This window comes from Niastella koreensis GR20-10, from assembly GCF_000246855.1.
Lineage (GTDB): Bacteria > Bacteroidota > Bacteroidia > Chitinophagales > Chitinophagaceae > Niastella > Niastella koreensis.
The window spans coordinates 3696498-3713769 of sequence record NC_016609.1 but is presented as its reverse complement, the minus strand read 5'-3'; the positions used below and the strand labels follow the sequence as shown (position 1 = coordinate 3713769).

The following is a 17272-nucleotide window of genomic DNA, read 5'->3' as shown; positions in this document are numbered from 1 at the left end:
ATATTATATAAACGATCAGGCTCGCCTGCTGAATTATTATCGCCGTAATCATTTATTACCTATTGCCGGGATGTAAATTCCTGAATTTATTTTATTTATAAAACTACAACGGTAGCATTTATGAGTCGTTTATTGCTATTGCTTATACTCATTGGTATAAGCCGGGCAGCGTCTGCCCAATATGTTTATACCATCAAAGCCGACAGTGTGAAGATCACGAACACCTGTGATACGGCAGAGCTTATTATTGAGAACCACACGCAGACTGTACCAGGTTTCTTATATAATAAAGGAAGAGGGCGTACGGAATTTAGGCGTGGTATGATTGCTATTAATGACAGCATGTATATAATTGGGGGAGATACTTTAAAAATAAGTTCTCCAAAGGCGAATAATGGTTTGTCAGTCACTAATAATGTAATTCAGTTAGGTCAGATCCCGGGGCAACCGGGAAGTCCGGCGCGTTTGTTTGGAGACCGGGAAATTCCCTCTTCCGGTTACAATTTATCGTTAACCGGCGGCGGTTCGCTTTTAATTAATTCGGCGACTCCAAATGGTGCAGAAAAACTTCAGGTTACAAATGGAATTTCAGTTTTAGATACGGTGGATGCGAGCCGGTTTACAATCAATAAATCATCAAATACCGCTACCCTAAAATTTAATTCAGTTTCGTCGTATAGTCCAACCCTCACTTTCATCGATAACAGAGGATATGTTTTTGGTGGTAATGGGCAAAATACTCCTTTATCTGTTAATTCCCTGATCTCACTTTATCCCAAAAACCTATACGATGGGTATGATCCGCTTATCAATATCCAGCCATATTCGGCCGATTTTATGTTAAGAGCTATTGGGGCCAAAAATTTAAGTTCCGGCGTTTCGGCCGGATGCGGACTTCATTTTCAAAACGATGTTAATGAAATAGTACAGTTATATATCGCTGGAAGCGGCGCATCAAATCTTAACGGTGGACCAGATGCCGCTGTCTTATGGACCAGAACAGCAAAAGGTTTGCGCTTTTCTTGTTATTCAAGTGACCCTGGAGCTGGAATATATTTTACCACAAAAGGAGCAAGCGATAATCAAATTCAGGGATTGGTAAATAATGCAGGCAATTGGATATTTAGCAGTGGAGCAACGGTGGTAGATAATGGTTCAAAATTGCAGGTGACTGGAAATGGAACTGTATCCGCAAATATGGGCATAGGCGGCATTACAGCTATGAGTGCAAAAGTGCACGTTGCTGCGAGTGATGGCAGTGCCGGTACCGCACCCGTGAAATTAACGGCTGGGGCTGTACTTACCACTCCTGAAAACGGTGCTATTGAATTTGATGGCGCTGACCTTTATTTAACTGAAAATGGATCCCGTTATAAACTGACTAAAACGGTAGGTGGACAAATTACCACCAACTTTGGCGGTGTTGCGCTTAGCGCTTTTACAGCACTTACAACTACGTTAACTGTTACCGGCGCTCAGCCCGGTGATGTGGTAAACGTTAGCGCCAATAGTGGAGCCAATCCGCCTTCTATAATAGTAACCGCATTTGTAACATCGGCTAACACGGTAACCTTGCAGGCTTATAATGCCAGTAACAGTGCGGTTACCATAGCGTCTGATGCTTACAAATTGCGGGTTATAAAGTAGTGAGAGTTTGAACTTAGTTTAATAAATGCATCCTGATATGAAACGTTACCTGTTTTTGTTAGTGCTTGTTTGCACCATGCAGGGGATCCATGCCCAATATGTTTACACCATCAAAGCCGATAGTGTGAAGATCACGAACACCTGTGATACGGCAGAGCTGATCATCGAAAATCATACACAGACTGTTCCCGGTTTCCTGTTCAATAAAGGAAGGGGAAGAACGGAGTTCAGAAGAGGATTGCTAAAAATAAACGACAGCATATTTGTTGTTGGTGGCGATACATTACGCATGAATCCCTGGCTACAGGGAGGAAACAGGTTTGGAACAAGAGGTTCGTTTGGTACCATGGATAATAATTCCATTGATTTTTATACAAACGGTACACCGCGTGCCAGCCTGCTGAATAACGGTAACTTGCTTATAGGTTACAACCCGTCCGATAATGGTGATAAACTTCAGATAGGCAGTAAAGGGGCCATTACTTTTAATGCAAATTTATCGAGGACTGGTGACCGGATACGAATAGGCGGGGCGATAAATGGTGAAGATGGACAGACTTCCATAATAAGCGCCTCAAGTGATTATGGAGGTTCATATAGAAGTATCCTGTACGAACGGGATGGCTTTATTGGCATAGGCAATACGAGTCTTACTCCTACCGGGGCGTTGAGGTTATATCCGAACGGTTTAGTAAATGTTGCATCAGGGGCATTTTACATGGGGCTTGGAACCGGGGAATGGAATTCATCGGAATTGAAAATGTTTGTTTCTGATCCTGCTGAATTCACTACGGGGGAGAATGCCATTCATAGCAGAGATAATTATTATTATTTCGGAACAGGTTGTGGCGCGCCTACAAATAATAACGTAAGGGCCAATTTAAGAATAAGCGGCCGGGAAATACAATTTTATTCAGGGCTGGAACCGCGGTACGATCAGGGATTGTATGCTGCAACAATAACCGATAAACAGAACCTTTTAGTGGCCACGACCCCGGATAGGGATATTGATGGCGTTAGGTTTCACATGACTGGTGATTTTCTCCAGGAAGCTCCCGCAAAAGCGGTATTTGGCAATGCCCTTGCATTTGATTTCTGGAATAACGCATCGAGGATAAATGCCGATAACAATGAAATTGTCTATCGTTCTGCTAACAGAGGTGATCAACATTTATTTATAAATACTATTGGGAGTTTTTTTACCGGGACATTGATGACAATAGATCCGGGAAATAACCTGGATATGCCTGAAAGTCAATTGGCACTAAAAGTAATAAATAAGTTTAATGGGCCTGGCTTTGTAGTAAATATGTCTGGTAAGGTAGGTATTGGTACGTTATTTCCTACTGCCAGCCTCCACGCTGCCGGAACAATCCGGTTTCCGGATCTCACGCCCAATAACAGTCTTACACATATAGTAGTAGCCGACGCCAGCGGAAATCTTTATTACAAAGATGCGGCATCTACCTTCAATGGCGCCATGAACTCCGACCTGGCAGTTAATGGTACCGTTTCTGCACAAAAAATGCTGATCTCACAAACCGGTCGCTGGCCCGACTATGTGTTCAGCAAAAAATATCAACTGCCTTCATTAGCTGAAGTAGAAAAATTCATCAATCAAAATAATCATCTGCCCGGTATTCCTTCTGCTGCGGAAGTAGAAAAGAAAGGCATAGATGTGGCCAATAACCAGGCTGGATTGTTAAAGAAGATCGAAGAGTTGACCTTGTATGCAATTGAACAGGAAAAGAAATTGCAAAAGCAAAGTGAAGAGATCAATGAATTAAAGAATCAGAATAAAGAGGTGGAATCGCTCAAACGGCAAATAGCTGAATTGAGATCGCTGATAATAAGTGCCAGTCAATCTGAAAAGTAGAATAAACCTTATATGAAAAAAATTCTCTTCTTTCTTGTTCTCGTGTGCCTGGATAAAGCCCTTCAGGCTCAGTATGTGTACACCATCAAAGCTGATAGTGTAAAGATCACTAACAGCTGTGATACGGCTGAGCTGATCATCGAGAATCATACGCAAACCGTTCCGGGCTTTCTTTTCAATAAAGGAAGGGGAAGAACGGAGTTTAGAAGGGGATTGTTGAGATTCAACGATAGTGTATTCGTCATTGGGGGTGACACTTTGCGTATGAATCCCTGGCTGCAGGGCGGGAACAGGTTTGGGACAACGGGTACGTTTGGTACCATGGATAATAATTCGATTGATTTTTATACAAATGGTTTGAAACGTGGCCGATTGACATATGAAGGTAACTGGCTATTAGGTAACATTGCAAGAGATGATGGTAATGTACTTCAATTAGGTGGTGGCAGGGGAGCAATTACTTTTAATCCAATTTTATCAAGGATTGGAGACCGGATAGCAATAGGGGGATGGTTAAATCAGGAAGATGGGCAGAATTACATAATACGTGTCTCGAGTGATAATGGATTTTCGTATAGAGTTGTTCTATATGAACGGGATGGCCTTATTGCGTTTGGTGATCCAAGTCTTACCGGCAGCTCGCCATTTAGGATATTTCCGGGCGGGTTAGTAAATATTTCGTCAGGGGCATTTTTTATGGGAACTGAAACCGGCGCGTATAATACGTCACAACTGAAAATGTTTGTTTCCGATCCTGCGGAGTTCAGCTCGGGGTTTGATGCCGTTCATAATCCGGATAATTATTATTTTTTAGGAACATCTTTAACCGGGATCACGAACAATAATGTGAGGGCCAATTTAAGGCTAAGTGGCCGCCAACTGCATTTCTATTCAGGGTTGGGAACTGGTGCGGAGGCCGGGAGATTTACGGAAGCAGGAAATTTACTGATTGGCTCAACTACTGACAATGGTGATAAACTTCAGGTAATTGGAAATGTATTTGCCAATGGCAACCGGCATCGGTTGGGTAATTTGGCGATAGTGTCAGGAAATGATGTTGGTACCAGTGGTTTTGCTACCGGCATTCGTGTTGATAATCCTTCTAACGGCAGTTTGATTTTTGAAGGAACAAATCAGGGATGGGCAAATGATATGTTTGTTTTTACAGACGCTTATGGTGGTTTAGGTCAGGATATCTATAATCCCGATCAGAGTATCATCAGGATAAAAAGTGGAATCAGGTCAAACAACGTGGCTGGAAATTCAGCCAGTATGTTGAATATTCAGCCAGAATATAAATTAGATCCGGCAAGCAATCCGCTCATTATACGAGGTATATATTATAAACCAACCTTGACGAATATAATAAGTGGGAGTAAACACATTGCTATTGAAACGGTAACAGGTGATGTGTTACTAGGCACTACTTCCGGAAATACCGGCATTGGTACAAATGCGCCAACTGCGCAGTTGCACACTACCGGATCGGTTCGTTTCAGCGGATTGACCAATAATAACAGCTTAACCCGCATTGTAGTAAGCGACGCCAGCGGAAATCTTTATTACAAAGATGCGGCATCTACCTTCAATGGCGCCATGAACTCCGACCTGGCTGTCAACGGTACCGTTTCTGCACAAAAAATGCTGATCTCGCAAACCGGCCGCTGGCCCGATTATGTTTTCAGTAAAAAATATCAGCTGCCTTCATTAGCTGAAGTAGAAAACTTCATCAATCAAAATAATCATTTGCCCGGTATTCCTTCTGCTGCCGAGGTAGAAAAGAAAGGCATCGATGTAGCCAGTAACCAGGCTGGATTATTAAAGAAAATTGAAGAACTGATTTTGTATGCCATTGAACAGGAAAAGAAACTGCAAAAGCAAAGTGGAAAGATTATGGAATTAAATGAAGAGATCAATGAATTAAAGAATCAGAATAAAGAAATGGAATCGCTCAAACAGCAAATAGCTGAATTGAGAACCCTGATAATAAGCGCCAGTCAATCTAAAAAGATCGAATAAAAAGCATTCAACGTGCAAAAGGGAATGATAATCATATTGATAATGTTGTGCTGGGTAGCAGGATACACCCAGGTGAACAAACCCGACCTGAGCAGGCCGGCCAACTCCCTTTTGTCATCGGTAAAAAATAAAGCAACAGCTGTGAAGGATTCCGCTAAATCATCAACCAATAATTTGTTACATCAATCACCGGTTGCGCCGCAACCGGTGAAGGTGTCTCATGCGGTTGATACAACGGCTCCTAAAAAGGCACCTGTTATAAATGCTGATGCGGAACCGGAAGCGGATGAGCCCACTACCTTTTTTATCGAACGCCGGGATTGTAAGGCCATCATCAAAACGCCCATTTACGCGTATATCTATGTGCCGGTTGAACGGGAACCGGTGAAGTTAATGGAACCGGCAAAACCTGCCCGCATTCCTTTTTTACAGGTGCATGGCAATGTGATGTACAATGTGAACTATTATTCTAACATAGATACGCCTTATAACGAACAGAATATTTATCAGCATACGGTGCAAACCTACCTCGATGTTACGGTGAAAGGCAAATACCCCATGCGGTTATACCTCACCAACAGGTTCACCAATTCAAAGTTGTTCCGGAATTTTTCCGATCTCAATTTAAATTATAACAATACCCAGTTTACGCAGAAAATAAAAGCGCAGGTGCGGGAACAATTCCTGGCAAATTTGCCGTCGCCCAAAGCGCCTGATAGTTTAAAGAATGAATTGGATGAAACCCTGAAAAAGCTGCGTTTGCTCGATGCCTGGGTAAAAAATCCCGGATTGCTGCAAAAACTGGTAGAGGCAAAAGAAAAAGAACTGCGCGATTCGCTGGCCAGATTAGCTGGAAAGCCGGATACCAGTTACCGGTTACCAGGCGCCACATTATTATTGGATTCGCAACTGGCTAAACTGGACATAGACACGTCCAACATTGAAGCGGCTTATAACAAGCGCAAACAACAGGTTGATTCCTTACAGGCCCGCGTGGTGGCTTTGCAAAAAATGATAAAAGCGGCCAAAGGACAGTCGCAGGAATCTGTCAATAAGGTGCTCCGGGAAATTGATCAGGCGAAGAGCCCGGCGACGTTGAAGGAGATCATGGAGGAAAACCATGTCGAAGACACCGTTCTCCCCAAAGGGTATAAAACATTAATGGCCATTCGTTCTTTCGGCGTGGGCAGAAGTGTGGTGAATTATTCCGAATTATCGGCAAAGAATATTTCGGTGAACGGGTTTCAGGCAGAATACAATCCCGATGCTTATTATGCTTTGGCAACGGGCAGTGTGGATTACCGTTTTCGTGATTTTATTGTAAAAGGGCCCAAGCAGTCGGGGCAATACCTGACCGTATTGCGATATGGCCGGGGATTGAAAGATGGTAACAATATTATCTTCACCTGGTTTGGCGGCCGCCGGCAATTGTACAATGCCGGTACGGTAGATACTTTACAAAATACTTCCGTGCAAACGCCTTCATCGGCGTTGATGGGTTTTACCATCGAAGGCAATTACAAGCTTACAAAGAATATTAACCTTACAGCTGAGGTGGCAAAATCTTCTTACCCCGTGTATGCAAAAGATTCATCGGGAAAGAACAGCCTGTCTGCACAGATGCTGGAAATGAGCAACCGCCACAATGAAGCGTATTCGTTTAAGGCGGATGGATTCTTTCCCAAAACGCAAACAACGGTGCGTGGTACATTTAAACGCATGGGTGCAAATTTTCAGTCGTTCAGCACATTTACCGATGGCTCAGCGCAAACGGCCTGGAGCGCCAATGTGCAACAGCTGTTCTTTAAACGGCAGTTGACCCTGATGCTGGGCGCCAATACCAATGACTTCAGTAATCCTTTTATTGGCAGTCAGTATAAAAGCACAACTGTATTTAAGAGTATCCAGGCCACCTGGCGCCGCAACAGATGGCCGGTGATGTCGGTGGGTTATTTCCCAAGCAGCCAGATCACCAAACTGGGAGATGGGGTGTACCGGGAAAATCTGTTTTATACGCTTACCGGTAATGTTACCCATTCTTACAAAGTGAACCAGGTTATGATGAACTCGGTAGGGGTGTACACGCAGTTCTATAACCGATCAACCGATTCCGGCTTTGTATACTTCAATACAAAGAACCTGTTGCTGAGCCAATCGGCATTTATAAACCAGTTGACGCTGCAGACCAACGCGTCGGGCGCGTTCAACCAGGATTATAAATTGTATACTGTAGAAGGAAGAGCCGCATACAACCTCAATAAATATTTGATGGTGGGCGCCGGGGTGAAGTACAACTATCAAACAACCTATAATATAGAACAACTGGGTTATTCTGCAGAGACCACTTTCCAGATACCAAAGTTGGGACAGATACAATTTTCAGCCGAAAAGGGATTTATTCCCGGTATGAATAAACAGCTTGTGCCCAATAATACGGGCAGGGCTACCTATTTTAAAACATTCTGAACTGGATTTTATGTTTAAAAAATGGACACTGCTTTGTTTACTGCTGACGGGTTTAGGGTTTGTATCGCATGCACAGGTAAGCATGACGCTACAGGTGCCGCCCTCGGGTGTGCTGGTAAAAAATCAGTTATGGAATATGGTGCTGGTAAATTCCGGTACGGGTAATATGCTGGTACGTGTGAACCTGGTGTTACTGGATGTGCAAACCAACCAGCCGGTGATCACTGCAACTTCGGCGCCCATTTCATTGGGCAAGGGCGGCCGGCAATTACAGGCAAAGGATCTTTCGCCTATACAATATTCGTATAGTATTCCGGCCGCGCGGGTGGATATGGACCCCAATGGCATGTTACCAGCCGGGAAGTACCAGGCCTGTTACACCGTAGTGAACGCACAAAAGGGTGAGATCACCCTGGTGGAAAATTGTATCCCGGTAAATGTGGACCCGTTAAGTCCGCCGTTGCTGAATACACCCGCCAATGAAGATAAACTGATGACCCCCTATCCGCAATTCACCTGGTTGCCGCCAACACCCATTGGCTTGTTCAACGACCTGGGCTACGCCATGGTACTGGTGGAAGTATTACCCGGACAGGGCAAAGCAGATGCCATCCAGCAAAACGTGCCATTGAACGCATCGGTATATACGAAAAACCTGTTCTGGAATTACCCTGCTTCTACCAGATCGCTGGATACCGGTAAAGTGTATGCCTGGCGGATAGTGGCCATGAACAGCGGCAAAGCGGTAGCCCTGAGTGATATCTGGACATTCCGCGTTACGAAAACCGGGCCACGGGTTGAAGCAGAGAAACCAACGCCGTTTGTAGAAGTAAGACGCGGGCAGGATGCGGTGATCGCTACAGCCGGCAATGTATTGCGCGTTACGTACGACAATGCCGCTGCAGATTCAACCATTAAATACACCGTTACCAGTATAGAAGAACCGGGTAACCCGGTAGTGCAGGAGGGAAGCCTGCCTGTTCAGTACGGGCAGAACCAGCTGCAGGTATCGTTGCGAAATAACAGGAAGATACAGGCGAATAAAGTATACCTGTTCCGCTTTGTGAGCAGCCGCAATGAAAGCTGGACGGTAAAATTCACCGTGACGAAGTAAGCGTGTAGGAACCGTATAGAATATATTGAAATAGAGAACTTGCATCAATAACAGAAGTACCACATAATATTCCCCGAACTATGATATTGAGTTTAGCATTACGGTATCAGAAACAGATAGCCTTGTTCCTGTTGAGCATTTCGTTTGTTCAGATAACTATAGCTGAACGGGTAGGAATGCGATATGCCCCGTACAGAAAGATTGCAAATTATTCATCCAATGTATTTGGGAGATCCGGTATTGGGGATGAATACATGCCTTTAAAGCAACAGAGAAATACCGAGATTAATCAGGGTGATGCCAACTCCCCCCTCCACCAGCCGGCGGAGCCAGGGGGAGGCCGTTTCATTGGCGGGCCCACACAACCTGAAAGCCAGTCGTTTTCATCGGTTGGCGCCAACAACATGGTTGACCTGTTCAGCGGCGATTTCAGCTACAACGTTCCTTTATTGGATGTGGGCGGTTATCCCGTGAACATTGCTTATCACAGTGGGATAGGTATGGATGAAGAGGCCAGTTGGGTGGGCCTGGGTTGGAATATCAATCCGGGTACTATTACCCGTAACATGCGGGGCGTGCCTGATGACTTCAATGGCGGGGCCGATACCATGCGAAAGGTGGCGAATATTAAACCAAATGATAACTGGGGTGCAACGATTGGTGGTAACGCGGAAATCTTTGGATTGACAAAATTAAAAGTTAAAGGTACAGACACCAGTGCGACTAAAATTAGTTTAGATGCAGGTTATAGTTTTGGCATCTTTCACAATACGTATAATGGCTGGGGCTTTGAACAATCGCTCAATGCTTCATTGAGTGTAGGCAGCAAATCTGCTGGCAACCTCACTGGTGGATTGTCGCTCACCAATAATACGCAGAATGGTATTACTATACTGCCCAGTTTGTCGTACCAGTTCTCGCGCGAGGAGGGTAAAAAGTCGCCGGGCTGGAGCGCTGGTTTAAGTGTTTCGGCGCCCTATAATTCAATGACGGGTTTGAAGGGTATGCAAATGGGATTGAATGGAGATGTTTCGAAAACGATAAAAGATAGTAAGGGTAACAGCCACAGTGAGTCCTTTGGTACCAGCCGCAGCGCATTGTTTTTCGCCTGGGCGCCTTATACGCCCTATATTACCATGCCCATGACAAATTCCAATACCAGCGTTACTGTTAAAATTGGTGATCAGAAAAAAGGGCATCATGCTTCTGCCTTCATCAGCGGGTATTGGGGCAGTGAATATATTGCGTCGCCCGACACCTCGGTGGCCATGCCGGTCTTCGGTTATCTCAATTACCAGAACTACGTAGGTAACCGGGATGCCGTAACTGACTTTAACCGCGAAAAGGAAATGGCGTACCGGGAAAAACCGGCTATTCCACATATCGGGATCCCTACCTATACCTACGATGTGTTTTCCATCTCGGGTGAAGGTACCGGTGGTACTTTCAGGCCATACCGCGGCGATATCGGTTATATTGCCGATCACCGCATCAGAAGTAAAACCCAAACGAACGCATTCAGCGGCGACGTTGGTTTTGGCGATATCGTGCATGCAGGGGTAGATCTGAATTTTAACTATGCCTATACCCAAACCGGTCCGTGGGAAGCGGAGAACGCCGTTGGTAATACCATCAATTTCCGCAATAGCCACGACCTGTTTGAAGCATCTTATTTTCGTAATCCCGGAGAAAAAGCGATCAATACCAAAACCTTTTATGATAAGCTGGGCGGCGATGATGTAGTAACGCCTGCCCTGAGCCAACGGGATAAGAACAGTCCTACCATCATTGCGGCTAACATCCTTAACCGTTACAGTGGAAAAGCAAAAGTGGGCAGCCTCGATGTGAAAAGAGACAGCGCGGTACGCACCACGCGCGACAAACGCGCCCAGGTTATTTCTTACCTGACGGCCGCCGAAGCATCGGTAGTGGGCCTTGATAAATACATTTACCACAATAAAATAAATACGTTCGATAACCGCCATTGTGATGATGTTTCCGTTGGCGATACAATAAGTTTAGGGGTGGGACTGAATGGATATTTTTATCCCAACACAGAGTTTAAAGGAGTTCCGTTTGATCCGATCAAACTAAACGAGACCATGCACAACGACTGGGAGCGGTGGAACCCTTATTGGTGTACGAAATCTGGCCATAAGGATATTGAGATTAAGCATGGTTTCCCGGCTGATAATTTTACCGCCCGCTGGCTGGGCCGCCTGAGAGCGCCCGAAACCGGTACCTATGATTTTGGTGTAGTGGTGGACGACAGGATCCGGATGTGGGTTGATGATTCTCTGGTGATAGACAACTGGAAACCCCGGGCCAACTCAAACTGGCAACAAACAAAGTTGAACCTGATCGCAGGCCATTTTTATAAGCTGAGAATAGAATACCTGGAATTGGGTGGGAACGGCTTTGCTTATGTGCATCTTTTCTGGAGAACGCCCAGTGGAGATCACACTAAAGATTTCACTAAGGGGAATAATTCGGGCGATAAGGATACGATCAATATAAAGAACTATTATCCTCCTGTATTTACCGATACGGCCATTGTGGATAATGTGATTACCCGTGAAGACCGGGTGAATAATTTCCGTAAAAGCAGTCACATTTCGGAAATAGATGTATTGAACCCGGATGGCCGCCGGTACGTATATGGTATTCCGGTATATAACCTCGAGCAAAAAGAAGTGAGCTTTTCTGTTGAGAATGGTCATGGCAATAATCTCACGGGGTTGACTGCTTTTAGCGGGGTTGAAAACAGTACGCAAAACACCAGCGGCAAGCAGGGCTATTACAGCCGCCAGGAGATCCCGGCCTATGCCCACTCCTTCCTGTTGACAGGCATTTTATCACCCGACTATGTTGATATCACAGGTAATGGGATCAGTGATGATGACCAGGGCGATGCGGTGCGATTCAATTATTCAAAAACTGCGGGTATTGCCAGTCCGTACGAATGGCGGGCGCCTTACAGCGATAGCGCCAATTATGCGGAAGGATTGAAAACCTATAGCCGTGACGATAAGGCGAATTATATCAGTGGTAAAAAAGAATTGTGGTACCTGCATTCTATTGAGTCAAAGACCATGATCGCCACCTTTACCCTGCAGGACCGCGAAGACCTGCTGGCCATTCATGAAGATGGTACCAAGGTAAATAATAGAAAAGCCTATTGCCTGAAAGAGATCAACCTGTATTCAAAGGCTGACTTTTTAGCGAAGGGTACAGGCGCCACTCCTATAAAAACAGTACACTTTGATTATACGTATGAGTTGTGCCGGGGTATAAACAAGTTCAAAGGCATGGGTAACGACTCGGGTAAATTGACCCTGAAAAGGATCTGGTTTACCTATAATAACAATGATAAAGGAAGGCTCAATCCTTATGAGTTCTATTATCATAATAATAACCCGCGCTACATAACCAATGCAACCGATAAATGGGGTACCTATAAAGATCCCCGGCAAAACCCAGGGATCATAAATGGCATTCCGGTATCAAATGCTGATTATCCTTATGCTTTACAGGATAGTGCACTGGCTGCTTACAATGCCGCCGCCTGGACCATGGATTCCATTAAACTGCCTTCAGGCGGAGCAATTAAAGTGAAGTATGAAAGTGACGATTATGGGTATGTGCAAAACAGGCGTGCCACCCAGATGATGCAGCTGACAGGCTTTGGCTCGTCAAAAACGTTGAGTAATGATAACAGCCTGTATACACAGGACCCATTTTTAAAGATCACTGATAACCTTTTTGCTTTTGTGCAAATTCCCGTTCGGGTAAAAAGCGACCAGGAGCTGTTTGCCCGGTACCTGGATGGGTTGAAGAAATTGTATTTCCGGATGGCTGTAAATATGCCCACTGACCAATGGGGCTCCGGTCCGGAATATATTTCCTGTTATGCAGACCCAGATCTGGCTTACAATAATGGTAAATGGTATGGCATGACCAGCGATCCCAATATCATGTGGATCAAAGTAGCCGGCGTGAGCAAAGCCGGCGATGGCAGCGGAGGTTATAGTCCGCTGGCCCAGGCTGCCATTAATTTTGTGAAGTTGAACCTGCCTTCCAAAGTAGACCCTGACAGGGAACCTGGTGATAAATTCAATGTGCTCACGGCTGTAACCAATTTTGTTCCCTTAATGCCATTTGTAAAAACAGTAATTAATGGCTTTGACAATGCCAGATTAAATATGCTTGCTGCTCACACCACGCTGGCCCGTTCTTATGTACGGTTAAATAGCCCTGCCCTGAAGAAACTCGGCGGTGGCATTCGCGTAAAATCTGTTCTTATTTACGACTCGTGGGATAAAATGACGCGGTTGAAAGATAAGAAGCAGCAACAGGCCATCTATGGTCAGCATTACGATTATACCATGGTGGAGAATGTAAATGGGGTGCCCACCCGCATCAGTAGTGGGGTAGCTGCCTGGGAACCTGCGATAGGCGCCGAAGAAAATCCTTTCCATCTGCCAATAGAATACCAGGAAAAAATATCTGTAATGGCCCCCGCTGCCGCCATGTATAGTGAAGAACCATTGGGTGAAGCGTTTTTCCCCGGTGCATCCATCGGTTATCGCAATGTGCGGGTAAGAAGTATTCATACCAATAAAACCCGTTCAGCCAATGGCTATACCGAATCGAGGTTCTTTACAACCTATGATTTCCCCACACTCTGGGACTACTCGGTATTTGATAACGATACCAAAAAAAGATATAAACCTGCGCTGAGGAACTTCCTGCGCATCGATGCCAAAAATTATCTCACCGTTTCGCAGGGTTTTAAAGTGGAGTTGAACGATATGAATGGAAAGCTTCGTTCGGAAGCCACCTATTCAGAGAACGATTCGGTAGGGCTTATCAGCTATACCGAGAATTTTTACCGCGTTGATAATAATGCGGTGACCGCTAAGAAGCTGAATAACGTGGTAACCACCATCAGTCCGGATGGCACGATAGATACAACCGCGATCATCGGTAAAGATGTGGAATTGATGGCCGATATGCGTGACCAGACTTCGGTGACCATTGGCGCCAATGCAGAAGCGAATGTTGACATTTTCACTTTACCTGCGCCGCCTACACCACCTACGCCGCCTGCAGTGGTGCCAAGCCTGATCCCGATGTACCAGAAAGAGACCACCCAGTTCCGCTCGGCAGCCATGACAAAAGTGATCTACCGGTACGGGATCATAGACAGTGTGGTGCATATTGAAAAGGGAAGTAAGGTGAGTACAAAAAATATGATGTACGATGCAGAAACGGGCGACCCGCTGCTTACGAGAACGCAAAATGAATTTAACGATCCCATTTACCAGTTTAGCTATCCTTCACACTGGGTATATAAGGGCATTGGGCCGGCTTACCAGAACATCGACGCCCTGCTGATGCATCTGCAGGTGAGAAATGGCAAAATAACCTATGGCCTGAATGGCCACGATGCAACCGAATACCTGATAGGCGGCGATGAACTGCTGGTATACAGTAAGGAGTCTTACGGGGCTACAGGCTGTGCAATTGGTGATACAGCGAGCTTTGCTGACAGTTATAAATTATGGGTGATAGACAGCAACCTGGTACACGGCGGCGCTCCGCAATTATACCTGGTTGACAAGAACGGTATGGCGTTCTCGGGGAACGATGTTACGCTGAAAGTGATCCGCTCGGGCCACCGGAATATAAATGGTTCCGTAGGTTCGGTAACCTCGTTGCGCAGTCCTTTGCGCATGGGTACAGACAATAACTATCACCTGGTGTTTGATACCGCCACCCATGTGGTGACTGCCGACGCCAGTGAAATGGCGCAATACTGGAAAGTGGCCGATAAAAGAAAAACTGACCTCACCAAGAGCTGCATAGCTACCAATAGTGATTCAGCCAAATTTGCAGAAGAAGCCTGCGGTTGTATGCTGCCGTTCTTTGATCACCTCATAAAAAACAATGAATTATTTGTATACGACTTCAGCGACTATAAAACGGTTGGTGCCATAGCGGCAGAGATCCCCGGCTTTGATATAACCAAATGTTCTTTGTTGAATAATAATAAGAACGAGTTATTTAAACCGGTATCAGCCGATCCCTCAAAAACAGTGTATGAGTGTTATATCGGGAACATGATGGTACAACTGTACCGTCGGATGTCTTCCAGTGCCTCCTACTACGATTATACGGTAGGCAGTTGTACGCCCGATGGCGTGATCTTCAAAAAGGCCCATGTAGATACGCCGTCGCCTGATACGGTTACGGTACGCATAGCGCCGAATTTCTCAGCAAGCCTGCTATCAACACAAACCTGTCCTACTTTCAAAGATTCGTTAACGGTGATCGACTCTGCTTCAGACAGATTGATCACGGAGAACAACCTTAACCTGGGCGGATATGAGCGGAATGCACTGGCCATTATGGATTTCAGTAAAATACATGATGATGTGCCTGAGAGCGCCGAGGTCTTGTCGGCCAGACTGTTGTTGCAGGCCGATCAACGCGGACATAAACAAACCATGTGGCCAAACGCCAACTCGGTAAATCCTGTTGATAACCTGAGCATATCGCTGGTTGCCGGCTGGTATTCACCCATTCCATTGTCTGGTTACCATGAAGAGGTATATAACAGTGACTGGCACCGCGAAGTAAAAAGAACTGTGCCCTTCCAGAACGATACCATCGATGTAAAAGAATATGTGGATGGCTACCGGATCGGTACCTATACGGCTACGTCGTTCATGCTTACACAAGGTGCAACCGGCTTCCATGCCGATACTTCAAAATGTGCATTTGGCGAGTTTGTAGAACCACCGGGTTATCTGCAAAGTGGTTATGGAAACTATTATTCAACCTGGTATTCGCAGAAATATGCTGACCCTGCCAAGTGGCCGGTGATAGAAGTAACATATGTGATGCATCCGCCAACGCCCGATACTTTTGGTTTGGAAGTAAGGTATAATTCTACCAGAACATGTACAGATGTAAACAACAGCGGTTGTTACAGCGCTATTACCGATACAACCGTTAACCCATATCAATACGGGATCCTGGGTAATTTCCGTCCGCTGCGTGGCTATGTATATTATGGCCGCCGTATGGAATCTGATCCATCGCAACCCATCGATACCCGTACCAATGGTGTAATAAAAGACTTTGCTCCGTTCTGGATCTTGCAGAACAACCAGTGGGTGCCTTCTTATGATACCACCCGTTGGGTATGGAACAGTCAAACCACCCTGTTTAACCGCAAAGGGTTTGAGCTGGAGAATAAAGATCCGTTGGGCCGGTACAATGCAGGCATCTATGGTTATGGATTAACCCTGCCGACAGCCGTATTACAAAACAGCCATTACCAGGAAGGCGCCTATGAAGGGTTTGAAGATTATGGTTTTGAAACAAATACCTGCGACAATGCCTGTCCTGTTGCCAAACCATTCGACTTCTCAGCGTTCAAAACCGGTTTCACCACCGCACAGGCGCATACGGGACTGTATAGTTTGAAGGTGGATGTAAATACCGGTGTAGGTATTACGGCCGATCTGCAGGTGGCTTCGGATGAAATAGTGCCCCAGCTCACGGCTAACATGAAGTCCGACGCCTGTGGCGACAAATTAAAAGGCATGAAGGCTTCAAAAAGCACCATTGTGCCCAGCTTTGCACCTATAGCCGGTAAAAAAGTGCTCATTGGCGGTTGGGTAAAAGAAGACAACAGCTGTTTGTGTAAAGGCTATACCCGTAACCACATTGTGGTGAGCTTTACCGTAGGCGGCAGTACAAATAATATTACGCTGAACCCTTCGGGTAACCTGGTAGAAGGCTGGCAACGGTACGAATCAGTAGTAGATATTCCGGCCAATGCTACCCAAATGAAGGTAACCCTTACGGCTTCCGATTCGGCCACTACTTATTTCGACGATATCCGTATTCATCCGTTCAATGCACAAATGAAATCATTCGTATACAATGCCGTGAACCTGCGGTTGATGGCAGAGCTGGATGAGAACAATTACGCTACCTTTTATGAATATGACGATGATGGAACGCTGGTGCGGGTGAAAAAAGAAACAGAGCGTGGTGTACAAACGATAAAAGAAAGCAGAAGCGCCCTGTCGAAAGAACAATAGAATTAAGAATGTGGAATAAATAATGAGCAATGA

General features: G+C 45.4%; 6 protein-coding genes. All 6 read left to right on the top strand.

Translation table 11 applies throughout. From position 1 onward, the window contains the following. Positions 1-120 precede the first annotated feature (120 nt). The 6 genes from NIAKO_RS39115 (at position 121) to NIAKO_RS14465 (ending at position 17239) form a co-directional block, all read left to right on the top strand. Positions 121-1647, top strand: a complete 1527-nt coding sequence (locus tag NIAKO_RS39115; RefSeq protein ID WP_014219194.1) for a hypothetical protein — start codon at positions 121-123, stop codon at positions 1645-1647. 37 nt (positions 1648-1684) lie between these two features. Next, positions 1685-3523: a hypothetical protein gene (locus tag NIAKO_RS36755; RefSeq protein ID WP_014219193.1), complete on the top strand. Its 1839-nt coding sequence runs from the start codon at positions 1685-1687 to the stop codon at positions 3521-3523. Positions 3524-3535: 12 nt separating this feature from the next. After that, positions 3536-5542 carry a hypothetical protein gene (locus tag NIAKO_RS39110; RefSeq protein WP_014219192.1) on the top strand — a complete coding sequence of 669 codons (2007 nt, stop codon included), beginning with the start codon at positions 3536-3538 and terminating at the stop codon, positions 5540-5542. A gap of 42 nt (positions 5543-5584) precedes the next feature. Continuing rightward, a complete protein-coding gene (locus tag NIAKO_RS14475) occupies positions 5585-8008 on the top strand; it encodes a hypothetical protein (protein WP_041346776.1) in 2424 nt (807 codons plus the stop codon). A 10-nt stretch (positions 8009-8018) separates the two neighbouring features. Next, positions 8019-9122, top strand: a complete 1104-nt coding sequence (locus tag NIAKO_RS14470; protein ID WP_014219190.1) for a hypothetical protein — start codon at positions 8019-8021, stop codon at positions 9120-9122. A gap of 80 nt (positions 9123-9202) precedes the next feature. After that, positions 9203-17239 (top strand): PA14 domain-containing protein, encoded by an 8037-nt coding sequence (locus tag NIAKO_RS14465; RefSeq protein WP_014219189.1) that lies wholly within the window; start codon positions 9203-9205, stop codon positions 17237-17239. Positions 17240-17272: the final 33 nt, after the last annotated feature.

Excerpts from the sequence above, each read along its gene's own strand:
- NIAKO_RS39115 (WP_014219194.1), top strand. The coding sequence starts at position 121 with ATGAGTCGTTTATTGCTATTGCTTATACTCATTGGTATAAGCCGGGCA.
- NIAKO_RS36755 (WP_014219193.1), top strand. The coding sequence starts at position 1,685 with ATGAAACGTTACCTGTTTTTGTTAGTGCTTGTTTGCACCATGCAGGGG.
- NIAKO_RS39110 (WP_014219192.1), top strand. The coding sequence starts at position 3,536 with ATGAAAAAAATTCTCTTCTTTCTTGTTCTCGTGTGCCTGGATAAAGCC.
- NIAKO_RS14475 (WP_041346776.1), top strand. The coding sequence starts at position 5,585 with ATGTTGTGCTGGGTAGCAGGATACACCCAGGTGAACAAACCCGACCTG.
- NIAKO_RS14470 (WP_014219190.1), top strand. The coding sequence starts at position 8,019 with ATGTTTAAAAAATGGACACTGCTTTGTTTACTGCTGACGGGTTTAGGG.
- NIAKO_RS14465 (WP_014219189.1), top strand. The coding sequence starts at position 9,203 with ATGATATTGAGTTTAGCATTACGGTATCAGAAACAGATAGCCTTGTTC.